Origin of the sequence: Mesorhizobium sp. M1143, from assembly GCF_040318435.1 — a bacterium.
Lineage (GTDB): Bacteria > Pseudomonadota > Alphaproteobacteria > Rhizobiales > Rhizobiaceae > Mesorhizobium.
Genome location: NZ_JAMYMJ010000004.1, coordinates 66,090 through 80,910, shown reverse-complemented (window position 1 = coordinate 80,910; position 14,821 = coordinate 66,090). Strand labels below are relative to the sequence as shown.

Genomic DNA, 14,821 nt, shown 5'->3' with positions numbered 1-14,821 from the left:
GTCGCCGCTGCTGACAGAACCGTGTCAGGAGACCTCAGCTAAAAGGGTGTCCCAAAAAACCCGAGTTTGAGGATACGGCGATGATCGACAGCGGCTTTGAAACCACATCTCTGCGCATGACGCTTCTGCTGCTTGTCAGCTTCCAGGCCCCGGCAGCCGATGTCGACCGCATCATGGACGCCGTGGTCGCGATCGCGCCGCTGGCAATGGGCAAATACGACCGCAACGCCTATCAAACGGCGCACGGCATCGAACGCTACCGACCGCTGGAAGGTGCAGCCGCCAGCGTCGAAACCGAACTGCGCCGCCGCCCCGGCACCGTCGAGGTCTCGTTCGAGTTGCCCGACGACCAGTCGCTCGCCGCCCGCGTCGTCGAGGCGATTTTCCAGGCGCATTCCTACCAGGAGCCGGTGATCCGCATCCAGCCGATCCTCGCCAGCCGCTCCAAGGGCCTGGACGACCGCGCCAATCCGAATCGCTGGTGGAACACCACTGGGGACTGGAAGAAAGCGCTTCCAGTTAAGGAAGAAGCCTAGAAATCCGGCCCCGCTGAGGGGAAGCAGCGGCTTTACCTTCTCCGTTGTGAGGTGAGAAGCGGTCCGAAGCGGACGAAAAGCCAATTGCTTGGTTTTCGAGATTCGAACGCCCTGAGCCTGCGAAGAGTTGGTCGGGGTGACCAATCCACCCTGCCGAACCCCGCCGCTTCGCAGCGTCCCGGCATTCGCCGGCCTATAGCCATGCTGTCCGTCTCATCCTCAGCCTCCATCGGGCCGATGATAAAACCGGACAACTCATGTGCTCCTAATCCGGACAACTCATGTGCTTACGACACAGGCAAGGCGTCGGGCTTGACTTTCCGGGCACGTTCTTTATGTGTCGCGCCAAGTTTCCCGCGTCCGGGTGTTTTCCCCCGCTCCAGCGGCCAAAACCCCACGAACATAACGGACTGATACAATGGCCAAAGCCGCAAACATCAAGATCAAGCTTCTGTCGACCGCCGACACCGGTTTCTTCTACGTGACCAGCAAGAACAGCCGTACCAAGACCGACAAGCTGTCGTTCCGCAAATACGACCCGGTCGCCAAGAAGCATGTCGAGTTCAAGGAAACCAAGATCAAGTAATCTGGTTTTCATACGCTCTGTCAAAAGCGCCGCCCCTTCGGGCGGCGTTTTTGATTCAAGGCCCCGAAAAGCCAGAACCCTCCGCTGTTTGGCGCGAAGTGCTCATCTCATTTTTTGGCAAAAAAGGGGGCCGGTCGGCGTATGGCAGCGGTACGAGGAGGCCACTATGTGCCAGCGCCGGCCGGCCGACCCCACGGACCCAGGAGATGCGGCGGACCTGAGCATCATGGGGTATTCGGCGAAGCGATGCGGCTGTCTACCCTCGTGCCCGCATCGCCCTTGTTCTTGCACCGCACATTTGCGCAACAATGTTTGAAAATCAATAGTTTCTTAACCAAGCCTGCCGAATCGCTTGGATTAAGGTAAATTCCTAACCCTGTCCGATTGACTGCATAATCGGTGTTCTAGCCTACGCTGCCTTGGCGACGACCCGGTTGCGGCCGCCACTTTTGGCTTCGTAGAGCGCCACGTCGGCACGTTTCATCAAAGCCGCGACCGTGTCCGCGCCCTTCAGAACCGATGACACGCCGACGCTGACCGTGACTTCGATCGCCTTGCCTTCAGGGCCGATGGCAAACGGCAGCTGGGCGATTTCGGCGCGAATGCGCTCGGCAACCTTCTCCGCCACCGCGCCGTCCGTGTCCGGCATCACAACGACGAATTCCTCGCCGCCGAAGCGGCAGGCAAGGTCGATGCCCCTGACGTTCTTGCGCAGCCGCCTTGCGAACTCGCGCAGCACATCGTCGCCGCCATCATGGCCATGCGAGTCATTGACGGTCTTGAAGCGGTCGAGATCGGTGATCATCACCGACAGAGGCCGCCGCCGCGCCACGGCGCGGTCGAACAGCGTCTGCAGATGACTGTCGAGGTAGCGGCGGTTGTGCAGTCCGGTCAATGCGTCGGTCACCGCCATCTCGATGGTCTGGGCGACGCTGGCGCGCAGCTGATCGTTATAGCGCTTGCGCCGCACCTGGGTACGCAGCCGCGCCGTCAGCTCCTGCTGGTCGATCGGCCGCATCAGATAGTCGTTGATGCCGAGTTCGAGGCCTCTGATGATGCGGCCCTCCTCGCCTTCGTCTGCAATCAGGATGATCGGCAGGAAGCGGGTGCGGTCGAGCGAACGCAATTGCGAACACAACCGCAGCGGATCGAAATCGGTAAAACCGGTCGAGATCAGCACGCACTCATAGGGCGCCTCGGCGGCCTGGAAGAAGCCGGCATGCGGATCGGTGGCAATGTCGAGCTCGGCGCTGCCGCGCAGCATATTCTGGATGCGCTCAACCGACGATTTGCGCTCGTCGATCAACAGCACCTTCGGCGTGGCGTCCTCCGACGCGAAGCTGCGGCTCAACAGCGCCTCGATGCCGATGTTGCGGGTGGTCGATGCGCGCAGCCGCAGCTCGTCGGTCAGCGACTTCAGCCTGACCAGGCTCTTCACCCGCGTCATCAGTTGCAGATCGTTGACCGGCTTGGTGAGAAAGTCGTCGGCGCCTGCCTCGAGGCCGCGCACCCGATCGGCAACATGGCCCAGCGCGGTCACCATGACCACCGGTATATGCGCGGTCGCCGGATCGCTTTTCAGCCGCTTGCAGACCTCGAACCCGTCCATGCCGGGCATCATCACGTCGAGCAGCACGACATCGACCTTGCCGTTTTCGCAGGTCTCGATCGCGTCCGGCCCGTTGGAGGCCGTCAACACCTCGAAATATTCGGCCAGCAGCCGAACCTCGAGAAGTTTGACATTGGCAGGGATGTCGTCGACGACGAGGATCCGCGCGGTCATGTCACAAGGCTCCGGCTGAAGGCATCAGGCATCACCGAGATAGGATTTGATGGTCTCGATGAAACGCGGCACCGAGATCGGCTTGGAGATGTAGGCCTCGCAACCGCCCTGGCGAATGCGTTCCTCGTCGCCCTTCATGGCGAAGGCGGTGACGGCGATGACCGGAATGGAATGGAGGTCGTCGTCCTCCTTCAGCCATTTCGTCACTTCCAGCCCCGACACTTCGGGCAGCTGGATGTCCATCAGGATCAGGTCGGGCCTGTGCTGGCGCGCCAGATCGAGCGCCTCGAGCCCGTTGCGCGTGCGCACCGTTTCATAACCGCTGGCTTCGATGAGGTCGCGAAAGAGCTTCATATTGAGCTCGTTGTCCTCGACGATCATGACCTTCTTAGGCATCGATTTCCCGTCCCGGCCAGGCTTCTGCCCGAAGCCCTGCCGCTATGCGCCCTTGTCGAAGCACACCAAACCCTCGCTCACCCTTAAGGCAATATGATTGACGAAATGGAAACCCGAAGCGGCAAAAGCCATTCGGATTCCACCTCGAAAACCACATTGGATCGGGGCTGTGGCTTGCCGCAGGCGACGCTTGCGATTACTGCGGAAAAGAGACTCATTTCCGCAACGAGAAAGTAGTGATGGCAAACGCAGCGTCAATGCGCGAGGAAGCGGAAACCATTGCCGTGAAGGCACTGGGCTTCGTCGCCGCCGACCCCGAACTCCTGCCGCGCTTCCTGGCCATCACCGGCATCGAGGCGTCCGCCATCCGCCGCGCCGCGGCCGAACCGGGATTCCTTGCCGGCGTGCTGCAGTTCATCCTCGCCCACGAGCCGACCTTGCTGCGCTTTGCCGAGGAAACCGGCACCCCGCCTGCCTCAGTCGGCAAGGCTTTGCGCGCGCTGCCTCTTGGCGGCGACGACCATGAGCATTCGATATGAGCGACGATCCCGAGACGGCACGCCAGATCGCCGAACTTGCAGCCGACGACCGGCCTCTGCTGATCCTCGATGTCGACGATGTCGTGCTCGAATTCATCCGGCCGTTTCCGCATTTCCTGAAATCGCGCGGCTTCGGCCTGACGCTGGCCTCGTTCCGTCTCACCGGCAACATTGCCGAAACGGCGAGCGGCCGGCTGATCGAACAGCCGGAGGTGACGGCACTTCTCGGAGATTTCTTCGATACGCAGGCCGACTGGCAGAGCGTCACCGATGGTGCCGAACAAGCGCTTGCCAGCCTTGGCGACCGCGCCGAGATCGTCCTTTTGACCGCCATGCCGCACCGGCATCGCGCTGCGCGCCGCGCCCATCTCGATGCGCTCGGGCTGCCCTACCCGCTGTTGACCACCGAGATGGCCAAGGGACCGGCGGTGGCGAAACTGCGCGGCAAGAACGGCCGGCCGGTGGCCTTTGTCGACGACCAGCCCGCCAATCTCATCTCGGCGCGCAATTCCGTCGCCGACGCGCATCTCTTCCACCTGATGGCCGACAATTCGCTGCGCGCCTTCATGCCGCCGGTGCCCGACGACATCATCTCCGTCGAGGACTGGCGCGATGCCGCGCCGAAGATCGCGAGCGCGCTCGGGCTTTAAGCCCAAGCGCCTCCAAGCTTGGCGATCAAGGCTGCAGCTTCGCCCCTGCTCCGCCATTGTTGCCCTCGCCAGGGATCGCATCCTGATCGGTGTTGTCTTCCACGACCGGATCCGGCCCCTTCAGCATGGCGCCGTTGACCGTCACCGACCCATCGTGCCTGGCGTTGATCACCCATTCGATACGGCCGTCCGGCAGCGTCTTGGCAAATCCCTTGATGGCCAAGGCGCCGGTAAAAGCCTGTGAGGCCTGCGGGTCGGTCTTCGCCGCCTCCTGCAGGCTTGCCACGATCTTGTCGTAGCCGGTCACGTCGATTGTCACGTTGGCATCGGGCTTCTCGCCATCGGGAAACGTCATATCGCCCTCCAGCCCGATTTCGGCACCGCCGCCCTTGACCGTGCTGTGGCCGATGAGGATCTTGGGGCCGTTCGCCAGAAAATCTTTCTTCAGGCCGTCGCCGAAATCCGCCGAAAGCGGCGGGTTGTTGTTGAGATCGAAGGCCTCGATAGCCTTCTTGGCCATTGTGTCGAGATCGATGTTGGCCCCACCGAAATTGAGGTCGATGTCGGTGGGCAACAGCGCGACGCTCCAGGCTGGAACAAGATTTTGCGGTATCGAGAGCCCAGACGCTTTGATCCCGTAGCTGATCGTCCCGTTGCGCGAGACACCGTCCATGCCGAAGGCGATGCCGAGTGTTGCTGCGCCGAAACTGCCGATCGGGCTGCCGACGCTGAAATCCTTGAGACTGTAAGCCCCATCAATCCGCTCCCATATCGGCAGCGCGGTCAGAAGATGCGACTTGAGCTCCGCCTGATTGGCTTTCAGTTTCGCCTCGTCCTCATTGGCCACGGCGAAAGCCAACAGGTCCAGAATAGGCTTCGTGCGCAGCCCCTTGCCTTTCGCGTCGACCGAAAATTCGGGCGACTTGACCGTCAGCGGGATTTTCTGCCCGCTGTTGGGGTTGTCGATCGTGATGACCTCTGCAAAATCGGCAATCGTCTGAACCATGCTAAAATCGACACCGCCATTTGCGCCCTCGGTAGCGCTCATTGTGGCGGTTCCAGCACCAGAACTCATCTCCGTGCGCTGCCTGGCGTCCTGCGACGTCATATTCATGCCTTCAAGTGACGACGTGGCGCTGCTGAAAGCCGCCAACTCGGGATCGTAGACACCAACGAACTTCCCGCCCTTGATAGACATCTTCATGCTTTGCGGCCCCTGAGGGCCGTTGAACTCCATCGACCCTTCCGGCGCCAGATTGCCTGAGACATCCCACGCGCCATCGCTGCGTGGTTTGGTCAACAGCGTATAAGGGGTGAGATCGAGCTTCAGGCCATCCTGTTTTGCCAAGAGTTCCACGACGGGCTTGAAATCGAATGCGAGCTTGTAGGCGTCGCCTTCGACCGAGACCTTCAGAAATCCGATCTCGAACGGCTTCTTGCTGAAATAGCGCGCCAGATTGTCGGTAAGCTGCTTGGCGCCCTCGCTGTCGACCGTCTGCCCAAGCGCCGGCGCACTGCAGGCTAGAAGCAAAGCGAATGGCAAAACGCGCTTCATATCGATCCTCCACTTTATTGCAGTCGTCAAAACCGCTTCTACCACTGGTAGGAAAATACCATCACAGCCGCAAGACAAGACCTATGGATTGCTGCCGCCTACAACACCAGCCGCATCAGCGGCCGTCCGGCCTTGCGTTCGACAAGCCGCTCGAAGCCGGCCTTTTCAAACACACGCGACGAGCCGACGAACAGCCCGATCGAACGCGAATCGCGCGACACGTCGATCGGACACGCCTCGACCAGCCGCGCCTTGTTCTGGCGGGCAAAAGCGATGCCGCCCTCGACCAGGCGGTGGCTGACGCCCCGGCCGCGCGCGCTGGCGCGGATGAAGAAGCAGGAGATGGCCCAGACGCCGGGATCTACGGCGTCGGTTGGATCGACCGGCGCCGAGCCCCGGCCCCGATTGTTCCATTCGGGCACGTCGGCGCGTGGACCGATCTGCATCCAGCCGACCGCCTGGCCGTCCTCGAAGGCCAAAAGCCCCGGCGGCGGCCCGGCCTCGATACGCGCCTTGATATGATCCTTGTTGCGCTGCTTGTCGCTGGCCCGTCGGACCGCCGGCGCCATCCGGAAATGCGTGCACCAGCAGCCGTAACAGGCGCCCTGCTTGCCGAAAAGATCCTCGAAATCCGCCCATAGGTCAGGCGCCAGCGGCGCTATGGTGGTGCTCATGAGTTCTCTCCCGGCTAACCGCTTGTGGCGGCTTCCGTCCTGACGTACCATTGCATCTGTTCTCTTTATGTTCGCAGCGATGGCGGCCCCTGTCAACAATCCCGAGCACGGTTTTTGCCGCGACTGCCTGACCTTTCAGCGCAGCGATACCAGGCGCTGTGAGCGTTGCGGCAGCCCTCGACTCACCCGCCATCCCGAGCTCTACCAGCTGCATCTGGCGCATATCGATTGCGACGCCTTCTATGCGGCGATCGAAAAGCGCGACAATCCGGCGCTGAAGGACAAGCCGCTGATCATCGGCGGCGGCAAGCGCGGCGTCGTTTCCACCGCCTGCTACATCGCCCGCATCCAGGGGGTGCGCTCGGCAATGCCGATGTTCAAGGCGCTCGAAGCCTGTCCGGAAGCGGTCGTCATCCCGCCCAATATGGAGAAATACGTCCGCGTCGGCCGCGATGTCCGCGCCTTGATGCAGGCGCTCACGCCGCTGGTCGAACCGCTCTCCATCGATGAGGCGTTTCTCGACCTTGCCGGCACCGAGCGCCTGCACGGCATGCCGCCGGCGGTGGTGCTGGCGCGCTTTGCGCAGACCGTCGAAAAGGAAATCGGCATCACCGTTTCGGCCGGCCTTTCCTACTGCAAGTTCCTGGCCAAGGCTGCCTCCGATTTCCGCAAGCCGCGCGGCTTTTCGGTGATCGGCGAAGCCGAGGCGCTGGGTTTCCTGGCCGAACAGCCGGTGACGCTGATCTGGGGCGTCGGCAAGGCTTTTGCCGCAACGCTCGAACGCGACGGCATCCGCAGCATCGCCCAATTGCAGCGCATGGAGCGCGCCGATCTGATGCGCCGCTATGGCGTGATGGGCACCCGGCTCTACCATCTCTCGCGCGGCCAGGACGACCGCCGTGTCGATCCCGACCAGGATGCGAAAAGTGTGTCGGCCGAAACCACTTTCGACACCGACATAGCTGAAATGGGCGAACTGGTTCCAGTGCTGAGGGGATTGTCGGAAAAGGTCTCGGCGCGGCTGAAGAAGTCAGGCATTGCCGGGCGCACCGTGGTGCTGAAGCTGAAGACGCAGGATTTCAAGCTGCGTACCCGCAACCGCCAGCTCGGCGACCCGACAAGGCTGGCCGACCGCATTTTCCAGACCGGGCTCGAGCTGTTGCGCAAGGAGGCGGACGGGACAAAGTACCGGCTGCTCGGCATCGGTGTCAGCGATCTCTCGGATGACGAGAAGGCCGATCCGCCCGATCTCGTCGACGTCGGCTCGCGCAAGCGCGCCATGGCCGAAAGCGCCATCGATACGCTGCGCGACAAGTTCGGCAAGAAGGCGGTGGAAACCGGCTACACCTTCGGCAAAGGCCGCAACGCCAATCCGCCAGAGCCGATCGAGGAGTGAGACGGCTTAGATACGCTTGAGATCGATGCGGCTGGTCACCACGTTCTTGCCGGTTTTCGGATCGACGTCGGTAACGGTCAACCGCATTCCGTCGCCGCTGGTTTTCTCGACCGTCAACCGCGCCTTGCGATCGCCATTGACCTCCGCCGCCCAGCGAATGCCGAGACTGATCGCGGTGCCGGAACGGCTGCCGGCGAGCTGTGCCGGCCCGGTGCGCGACCCGACATAGACGCCTGTATACTTCGCCCCGCGGGCCTTCAGATTGGCGCTGATGGCGCGCGTCACCACGACAAGACCACGGCAATTGCCGTCAAGCGACAATGAGCTCGAGGTCGCGTCGGAATTGAAGGTGCAGGACACATTCACCGTCGGTGCGTCGGTGGTGACCTTGACTGTCCCCTTGCCGGAGAAATTCCCTTGCAAGGAGCTGAGAAAATTCGCCTCGTCGGCATGGGCCGCGGCGCTTGCAGTTAGCAGGCAGCCGGCTAGCAGAAACCGCGCGAATGATTTCATCGGAATCTCTCCCCCGTTGATGTTTAAGAAACGATGCGTCCAGCAATTGGCCAATACCGGGAACCAACGCCTGCCGTTGCGTCAGGTTCCACTTCCAGCATGGCTGTTTTGCAACGGGTCTGGCCCAGTCGAATGCGTCGCCTAGCGGTTGCGATGGAAGCCCCGGCTTGCGACATAGCGCCTATGGCACCTTCCCCATCGATCCCCAAAGCCGCGTTCTGGATGGCGCTGTCGATCGCCTCGTTCCTGGCGATGTCGGTCGCCGGCCGCGCCACGACCGCGGAGCTCAACGTGTTCCAGGTGCTGGAACTGCGCTCGGTGATCGGCTTTTTCATCCTGCTGCCGCTGGTGATTGTGAGCGGCGGCTTTGCGGCGATGCGCACGCAGCGCCCCGTCGCCCATCTCGCCCGCAATGTCATCCACTATACCGGCCAGGCGGCATGGCTTTACTCATTGACACTGATCCCGCTGGCCGTGCTGATTTCGATCGAATTCACGACGCCGATCTGGACGGCCCTGCTGGCGGTGGCCTTCCTCGGCGAAAGGCTCTCCCGACCCAAGCTGGCGGCGATCGCGCTGGGGCTGATCGGCGTGGTGATCATCGTGCGGCCCGGCGTTGGCGCCGTCGATCCGGGGCACCTGATCGTGCTCGGCGCCGCTGTCTGCTTCGGCATTTCGGTGGTCATGGTCAAGTCGCTGACACGCACCGACAGCGTCGTGCGCATCATCTTCTGGATGCTGATCATCCAGTCGGTAGTCGGCTTGATCCCGGCGCTCTACGAATGGCGCAACCCGCCACTGGAACTCTGGCCGTGGATCGTCCTGATCGCCTTCACCGGCATGTCTTCGCATTTCTGCATGGCCCGCGCACTCGCCTATGCCGACGCGACCGTCATCTCGCCGATGGACTTCTTGCGCGTGCCTTTATCGGCGCTGATCGGCTGGCTGCTCTATAGCGAGCAGATCGACGCCTTCACCGCCGGCGGCGCCCTGCTGATCCTGCTGGGCAACCTGCTCAACCTGCAGCGCAAGGCGCCGCAACCAGCGGAAGTGGCTACGTCATAGCACCGCCGCCAATCAGCTTCCTTCGTCGGGGATGTTGAGGAGATGCCCGCAGGCCTTGCAATGCACGGCGTCCGGTTCGTGCCGCTGCAGGCCGCATTGTGGACAGGGAAAGAGCACCTTGGCCGGTCGGAAGATCGCTGTCGCCAGCCTGACGAACAGCGAGATGCCGATGATCATGGTGACGATTGCGGTCAGCTTGCCGGCAATTCCCGGCAGCACGATGTCGCCGAAACCGGTCGTCGTCACCGTGGCAACGGTGAAATAAAGCGCATCGACATAGTTTTCGAGGCCGGCGCCGGAGCGGAAGAAGAAGGTGTAGACGAAACCGGTGATGACGAAGAGAAACGTCAAAAGGTTGATGACCGCCTGGCTCGCCTCGCGCCATGGCCTTAGCCCGCGCATCTCGAAATGCCGCCACAGCGAGCCGCTGCGCGACAGCGACCACAGCCGCAGGATGCGCAGGAACGCCAGATTTGCCAGCGCCGTCGGCATCAGCAGCGTCAGAAGGATGAAGACATCGACCCAGGATGTCGGCTGTTTCATCAGCCGCAGCATGTCGTTGGAGGCTAACAGCCGGGCAATCAGGTCGGCGGCGACCAATGCGGCGACGGTATAGTCGAGCCACAGGAATGACGGCTTGTCCTGGAGCACCGGCGTGGCAACGAAGAAGGCGATGATGGCGAGGTCGATGATGACCGCCACCAGCTGAAACCGGAACGCCGCCGGCGTGCGTCCGTGATAGAGCTTGCGCAGCCGGTCACGCAGCCGCGCCATCGCTGAGCTTTGCTGCGATCCGTCCTTCTCGGCTGCTTTCATCACCAAGTGCGTAACGGTCCCAGGCGGGGCCGTCTAGAGCATGATCCCAAAAAGTGGGTGCCGGTTTTTGGAAAAGATCACGTTCCAACAAAGGGTTAGATCATGATGAGATTTCAACCGAATCTCATCATGATCTAATGGCCCCGGTGATCCTCAGCCCTCCACCACCTTGCCGTCCGGCCCGACGAGGCGCCAGGCCGAGGCGGTGTCGTAGACGAACCGCTCCTCCGCAATCCGGTCACCACGCCAGCGCTGCAGGGCCACCTCTTCCAGCCGGCGCACGGTGCCGGCCTTGTCGACACGGTCGAAGGTCCAGCGGATGGCGACATTGTCGCCATCGACCAGGAATGTCTGGACAGGATGGGTGTGCATCTTCTCGATCCGGTCGAGTGCTGCCTGCTCATGCGCCATCAGTGTTTCCTTGCCGCGCCGCGGGACGCCGAGATTTTCCTGCATGGTGGCATCGTCATGGTAGAAGTCGGCGATCGCTTTGACGTGGCTGCCTTCGACCACCTCCTTGAGGAAGGCTTCGACGCGTTCGCGGCTGGGCATGATTGTGCGTTCCTGTGAAGTTTCTGCTCAACGCATGTGGTTCAAAGGAAGGTCAGGTCAACCACGCCCCGCACGCTGGCCCTATCGGCTGCAATGTCAGGCCCAGAGCATCTTTAGGCCGTGATGCACTGGCCGACGTCGATGCGATTGCCGTGTATATCAGCGCAGCCTAGACGAGCTCGACTTCGACCACACCCGGCACCGCGCGCATGGCCGACGCGATCTGCGGCGAGATGCGGTAGCGATTGGGCAATTCGATCTCGATCTCACCTTGCCCGGCTTCCTTGATCAGCACGAAGCTGACCTGGCCCTCGCCCTTTACCGCCAGTTGGCCGGCCAGCATGCCGATCGGAGCCGCATCGCGCACGAAGATGCGCAGCGCCTTCTGGATACGGCTGGCCTCATCCTCCAGCGACTGCACCGTCTGGATGCGCAGATTGACCCCTTCGGGCCTATCCTCGGCCGAAACGGTGATCACCACCGAACGTCCGGGCTCGAGCAGATCGCGATACTGCGCCAACCCTTCCGAAAACAGCACGGCTTCATATTGGCCAGATGTGTCGGAAAAGGCGATGACGCCCATCTTGTTGCCGGTTCGGGTCTTGCGCTCCTGCTTGGTGGTGACGGTGCCGGCGAGCCGGCCCGCGGCGGCACCGCGTTTGACCGCAGCCGAGAACTCGCCCCAGTTTTGCACGCGCATCTTCTGCAGGGCCGCCTTGTACTCGTCGAGCGGATGCGCCGAAAGATAGAAGCCGACGACCTGGAATTCACGGTGCAGCCGGTCGGCGGCAAGCCACGGATCGGTCTGCGGTAAATTGAGCGCCTGCTGCTGCGCGCCGAGCGACGCGCCGAAAATGTCGTGCTGGCCCGAAATGGCATTCTGCTGCGCCAGCGAAGCCAGCCCCATCATCCGTTCGACGCCGGCCATCATCTGGGCGCGGTCGTGGCCGAAGCAGTCGAGCGCGCCGGCCATGATCAAGCTTTCGAAGACGCGCTTGCCGACGATCTTGGGATCGACCTTTTCACAGAAATCGGCGAGATTCTTGAACGGCTTTTCGCCGCGCATGGCGACGATGTGCTCGACCGCAGCGTCGCCGACGCCCTTGAGGGCCGCCAGCGAATAGTAAATGCGGTTCTCGCCGACCTCGAAATTGCGGAAGCTGGTCATCACTGACGGCGCCACCACCTCGATGCCGAGACGCAGCGCATCCTGGCGGAAATCGGCGAGTTTGTCGGTATTGCCCATGTCGAGCGTCATCGACGCCGCCAGGAACTCGACGGGGTAATGCGCCTTGAGATAGGCGGTCTGGTAGGACACGACGGCGTAGGCGGCCGCGTGCGATTTGTTGAAGCCGTAGTCGGCGAACTTGGCCAGAAGGTCGAAGATGAAGTCGGCCTGCGGCTTGCCGACGCCGCGTTCGACCGCACCGGTGACGAAGCGCTCGCGCTGCTTGTCCATTTCGGCGCGGATCTTCTTGCCCATCGCGCGACGCAGCAGATCGGCTTCGCCGAGCGAATAGCCCGACAGTTCCTGCGCGATCTGCATCACCTGTTCCTGGTAGACGATGACGCCTTGCGTCTCCTTCACCAGATGGTCGATCTTGGGATGGATCGATGCCATCTCCTCTTCGCCATGCTTTCTGGCGTTGTAGGTCGGGATGTTCTCCATCGGGCCGGGACGGTAGAGCGCCACCAGCGCGATGATGTCCTCGATGCAGTCGGGCCGCATGCCGATCAGCGCCTTGCGCATGCCGGCACTTTCCACCTGGAACACACCGACCACTTCGCCGCGCGACAGCATGGCGTAGGTTTCAGGATCGTCGAGCGGGATCGTCGCCAGGTCGATCTCGATGCCGCGCCGGCGGATCAGCTTCACCGCCGTCTCCAGCACCGTCAGCGTCTTCAGGCCGAGGAAGTCGAATTTTACCAGCCCGGCCTGCTCGACATATTTCATGTTGAACTGGGTGACCGGCATGTCGGAGCGCGGATCGCGGTACATCGGCACCAGTTCCGACAAGGGCCGGTCGCCGATCACGATGCCGGCGGCGTGCGTCGAAGAGTGGCGGTAGAGCCCTTCCAGCTTTTGCGCCATATCGAGCAGCGTCTGCACGATCGGCTCCTTCTCGGCCTCCTCGGCAAAGCGCGGCTCGTTGGCGATGGCATCCGCCAGCTTGACCGGATTGGCCGGGTTCTGCGGCACCATCTTGGAGAGCTTGTCGACTTGGCCGTAAGGCATTTGCAGCACGCGGCCGACGTCGCGCAGCACCGCGCGCGCCTGCAGCGTACCGAAGGTGATGATCTGCCCAACCTGGTCGCGGCCATATTTCTGCTGGACGTAGCGGATGACCTCTTCGCGCCGGTCCTGGCAGAAGTCGATGTCGAAGTCGGGCATCGACACGCGGTCGGGGTTGAGGAAGCGCTCGAACAGCAGCGAGAAGCGCAGCGGATCGATGTCGGTGATGGTCGTGGAATAAGCGACCAGCGATCCGGCGCCCGAACCACGGCCCGGCCCGACCGGAATGCCTTGCGCCTTGGCCCATTTGATGAAGTCGGCGACGATCAGGAAATAGCCGGGAAACTTCATCTTCTCGATGATGGAGAGTTCGAAATCGAGCCGCTCGCGGTATTGTTCGACCGTGTAGCCGGAAGTGGGCCCATGCGCAGCCAGCCGCGCCTCCAGCCCCTCATGCGCCTGCCGGCGTAGCTCATCGGCCTCCGCTTTCAGCGCCACCTCATTGTCGGCGACATCGCCGCCGGTAAAGCGTGGCAGGATCGGATTGCGGGTCTTGGGATAATAGGAACAGCGCAGCGCGATCTCGACGGTGTTGTCGATCGCTTCCGGCAGGTCGGCGAACAGCCGCGCCATATCCGCCTGGCTGCGCAGGAAATTGTCCGAAGTCAGCCGGCGACGGTTGTCGGCGGCAACCACCGAACCCTCGGCAATGGCGATCAGAGCATCATGCGCGTCATAGTCGTCGCGGGCGGCGAAGAACGCCTCATTCGTGGCGACCAGCGGCAGATCATGGATATAGGCAAGGTCGACCGATGATTTCTCGATAGCGCGGTCATAACCGGAAACACGGTCCAGCTCGACATAGAGCCGGTCGCCGAACAGCGCCTTGAGTGCCAGAAGCCGCGTCTCGGCAAGATCTCGGCGATCCTCCTTCAGCGCCCGGCCGATCGGGCCGCGCGGCCCGCCGCTGAGGCAGATCAGGCCATCGCTATGGCCTTCCAGCATTGCTGACGTCAGATGCACGGGCTCGCCCGGCGGCGTCTCCAGATAGACCTGGCTGACCAGCCTGACGAGGTTGCTGTAGCCGGCCTCGGTGGCGGCGAGCAGCACCACGGCGTGCATCTCCGGACCATGGCGGCGGCGGTCGCGCTGCGCGTCGCTGGTCTCGCCGGAAAAGGCGAGATCGATCTGGCAACCGATAATCGGCTGGATGCCTTCCTTCACCGCCTTCTGGGCAAATTCCAGCGCGCCGAACAGATTGTTTGTGTCGGTGACTGCGATTGCCGGGCACTCGTCCTTGACTGCATGACCGACAACGGCGGCGACCTGCAAGGCGCCCTCGAGCAGCGAATACGCCGAATGCACGCGCAGATGGATGAACGGCCGCGCCGGCGCCTCCGGGCGCGCAGCGGCGAGCGCTGCTTCGCGCCTCAGGGGATCGCGTGGAAGTTTGTCATCCGCCATGATGTTTCAAATTGCTCGAAGGGCTTTGAGTCGATGGAGATGTATTGTCCCGGACCGGGCGAT

The 14,821-nt window shown here is 62.4% G+C and carries 14 protein-coding genes; 6 read left to right on the top strand and 8 right to left on the bottom strand.

The window, feature by feature from the left end:
• The first annotated feature begins 80 nt into the window (after positions 1–80).
• Complete coding sequence (locus NKH35_RS04935; RefSeq protein WP_352913590.1) at positions 81–536, top strand: YqfO family protein; 456 nt, start codon at positions 81–83, stop codon at positions 534–536.
• Positions 537–954: 418 nt separating this feature from the next.
• Positions 955–1,122: a 50S ribosomal protein L33 gene (gene rpmG / locus NKH35_RS04930; protein WP_006201775.1), complete on the top strand. Its 168-nt coding sequence runs from the start codon at positions 955–957 to the stop codon at positions 1,120–1,122.
• Between the two features lie 409 nt (positions 1,123–1,531).
• On the opposite strand, the gene NKH35_RS04925 is transcribed toward rpmG, so the two are convergent.
• Together NKH35_RS04925 and NKH35_RS04920 are read right to left on the bottom strand one after the other, a co-directional pair.
• Complete coding sequence (locus tag NKH35_RS04925) at positions 1,532–2,905, bottom strand: PleD family two-component system response regulator (protein ID WP_023681572.1); 1,374 nt, start codon at positions 2,903–2,905, stop codon at positions 1,532–1,534.
• Positions 2,906–2,929: 24 nt separating this feature from the next.
• Positions 2,930–3,301 carry a response regulator gene (locus tag NKH35_RS04920; RefSeq protein ID WP_023667574.1) on the bottom strand — a complete coding sequence of 124 codons (372 nt, stop codon included), beginning with the start codon at positions 3,299–3,301 and terminating at the stop codon, positions 2,930–2,932.
• Between the two features lie 239 nt (positions 3,302–3,540).
• On the opposite strand from NKH35_RS04920, the gene NKH35_RS04915 reads away from it, so the two are divergent.
• Both NKH35_RS04915 and NKH35_RS04910 read left to right on the top strand, forming a co-directional pair.
• Positions 3,541–3,840, top strand: coding sequence for a DUF3572 domain-containing protein (locus NKH35_RS04915; RefSeq protein WP_023691161.1), 300 nt, complete (start codon positions 3,541–3,543; stop codon positions 3,838–3,840).
• Entirely contained in the window at positions 3,837–4,490 is a 654-nt protein-coding gene (locus tag NKH35_RS04910; RefSeq protein WP_023695429.1) for a hypothetical protein, read from the top strand. The genes NKH35_RS04915 and NKH35_RS04910 overlap by 4 nt, the downstream gene beginning before the upstream one ends.
• A gap of 25 nt (positions 4,491–4,515) precedes the next feature.
• Here the strand turns inward: NKH35_RS04910 and NKH35_RS04905 are convergent, their stop codons facing one another.
• Complete coding sequence (locus NKH35_RS04905; RefSeq protein ID WP_352913587.1) at positions 4,516–6,045, bottom strand: hypothetical protein; 1,530 nt, start codon at positions 6,043–6,045, stop codon at positions 4,516–4,518.
• A gap of 98 nt (positions 6,046–6,143) precedes the next feature.
• The gene (locus NKH35_RS04900; RefSeq protein WP_023681576.1) at positions 6,144–6,719 is read right to left on the bottom strand and encodes a GNAT family N-acetyltransferase; all 576 of its coding nucleotides are present in this window, start codon (positions 6,717–6,719) and stop codon (positions 6,144–6,146) included.
• Between the two features lie 67 nt (positions 6,720–6,786).
• Between NKH35_RS04900 and NKH35_RS04895 the strand changes: the two genes are divergently transcribed.
• The gene (locus tag NKH35_RS04895; protein WP_352913584.1) at positions 6,787–8,115 is read left to right on the top strand and encodes a DNA polymerase IV; all 1,329 of its coding nucleotides are present in this window, start codon (positions 6,787–6,789) and stop codon (positions 8,113–8,115) included.
• Positions 8,116–8,121: 6 nt separating this feature from the next.
• Here the strand turns inward: NKH35_RS04895 and NKH35_RS04890 are convergent, their stop codons facing one another.
• The gene (locus NKH35_RS04890; RefSeq protein ID WP_352913581.1) at positions 8,122–8,628 is read right to left on the bottom strand and encodes a hypothetical protein; all 507 of its coding nucleotides are present in this window, start codon (positions 8,626–8,628) and stop codon (positions 8,122–8,124) included.
• A gap of 183 nt (positions 8,629–8,811) precedes the next feature.
• Between NKH35_RS04890 and NKH35_RS04885 the strand changes: the two genes are divergently transcribed.
• Positions 8,812–9,693 carry a DMT family transporter gene (locus tag NKH35_RS04885; RefSeq protein ID WP_352913579.1) on the top strand — a complete coding sequence of 294 codons (882 nt, stop codon included), beginning with the start codon at positions 8,812–8,814 and terminating at the stop codon, positions 9,691–9,693.
• A gap of 12 nt (positions 9,694–9,705) precedes the next feature.
• On the opposite strand, the gene NKH35_RS04880 is transcribed toward NKH35_RS04885, so the two are convergent.
• The 3 genes from NKH35_RS04880 to dnaE form a co-directional block, all read right to left on the bottom strand.
• On the bottom strand, positions 9,706–10,509 hold the full coding sequence (locus NKH35_RS04880) for a potassium channel family protein (protein ID WP_352913577.1): 804 nt from the start codon (positions 10,507–10,509) through the stop codon (positions 9,706–9,708).
• A gap of 153 nt (positions 10,510–10,662) precedes the next feature.
• Positions 10,663–11,061, bottom strand: a complete 399-nt coding sequence (locus NKH35_RS04875; RefSeq protein WP_023667583.1) for a nuclear transport factor 2 family protein — start codon at positions 11,059–11,061, stop codon at positions 10,663–10,665.
• Positions 11,062–11,230: 169 nt separating this feature from the next.
• Positions 11,231–14,758 (bottom strand): DNA polymerase III subunit alpha, encoded by a 3,528-nt coding sequence (gene dnaE, locus NKH35_RS04870; protein WP_352804544.1) that lies wholly within the window; start codon positions 14,756–14,758, stop codon positions 11,231–11,233.
• Positions 14,759–14,821 lie beyond the last annotated feature (63 nt).

Excerpts from the sequence above, each read along its gene's own strand:
- NKH35_RS04935 (WP_352913590.1), top strand. The coding sequence starts at position 81 with ATGATCGACAGCGGCTTTGAAACCACATCTCTGCGCATGACGCTTCTG.
- rpmG (WP_006201775.1), top strand. The coding sequence starts at position 955 with ATGGCCAAAGCCGCAAACATCAAGATCAAGCTTCTGTCGACCGCCGAC.
- NKH35_RS04925 (WP_023681572.1), bottom strand. The coding sequence starts at position 2,905 with ATGACCGCGCGGATCCTCGTCGTCGACGACATCCCTGCCAATGTCAAA.
- NKH35_RS04920 (WP_023667574.1), bottom strand. The coding sequence starts at position 3,301 with ATGCCTAAGAAGGTCATGATCGTCGAGGACAACGAGCTCAATATGAAG.
- NKH35_RS04915 (WP_023691161.1), top strand. The coding sequence starts at position 3,541 with ATGGCAAACGCAGCGTCAATGCGCGAGGAAGCGGAAACCATTGCCGTG.
- NKH35_RS04910 (WP_023695429.1), top strand. The coding sequence starts at position 3,837 with ATGAGCGACGATCCCGAGACGGCACGCCAGATCGCCGAACTTGCAGCC.
- NKH35_RS04905 (WP_352913587.1), bottom strand. The coding sequence starts at position 6,045 with ATGAAGCGCGTTTTGCCATTCGCTTTGCTTCTAGCCTGCAGTGCGCCG.
- NKH35_RS04900 (WP_023681576.1), bottom strand. The coding sequence starts at position 6,719 with ATGAGCACCACCATAGCGCCGCTGGCGCCTGACCTATGGGCGGATTTC.
- NKH35_RS04895 (WP_352913584.1), top strand. The coding sequence starts at position 6,787 with ATGTTCGCAGCGATGGCGGCCCCTGTCAACAATCCCGAGCACGGTTTT.
- NKH35_RS04890 (WP_352913581.1), bottom strand. The coding sequence starts at position 8,628 with ATGAAATCATTCGCGCGGTTTCTGCTAGCCGGCTGCCTGCTAACTGCA.
- NKH35_RS04885 (WP_352913579.1), top strand. The coding sequence starts at position 8,812 with ATGGCACCTTCCCCATCGATCCCCAAAGCCGCGTTCTGGATGGCGCTG.
- NKH35_RS04880 (WP_352913577.1), bottom strand. The coding sequence starts at position 10,509 with ATGAAAGCAGCCGAGAAGGACGGATCGCAGCAAAGCTCAGCGATGGCG.
- NKH35_RS04875 (WP_023667583.1), bottom strand. The coding sequence starts at position 11,061 with ATGCCCAGCCGCGAACGCGTCGAAGCCTTCCTCAAGGAGGTGGTCGAA.
- dnaE (WP_352804544.1), bottom strand. The coding sequence starts at position 14,758 with ATGGCGGATGACAAACTTCCACGCGATCCCCTGAGGCGCGAAGCAGCG.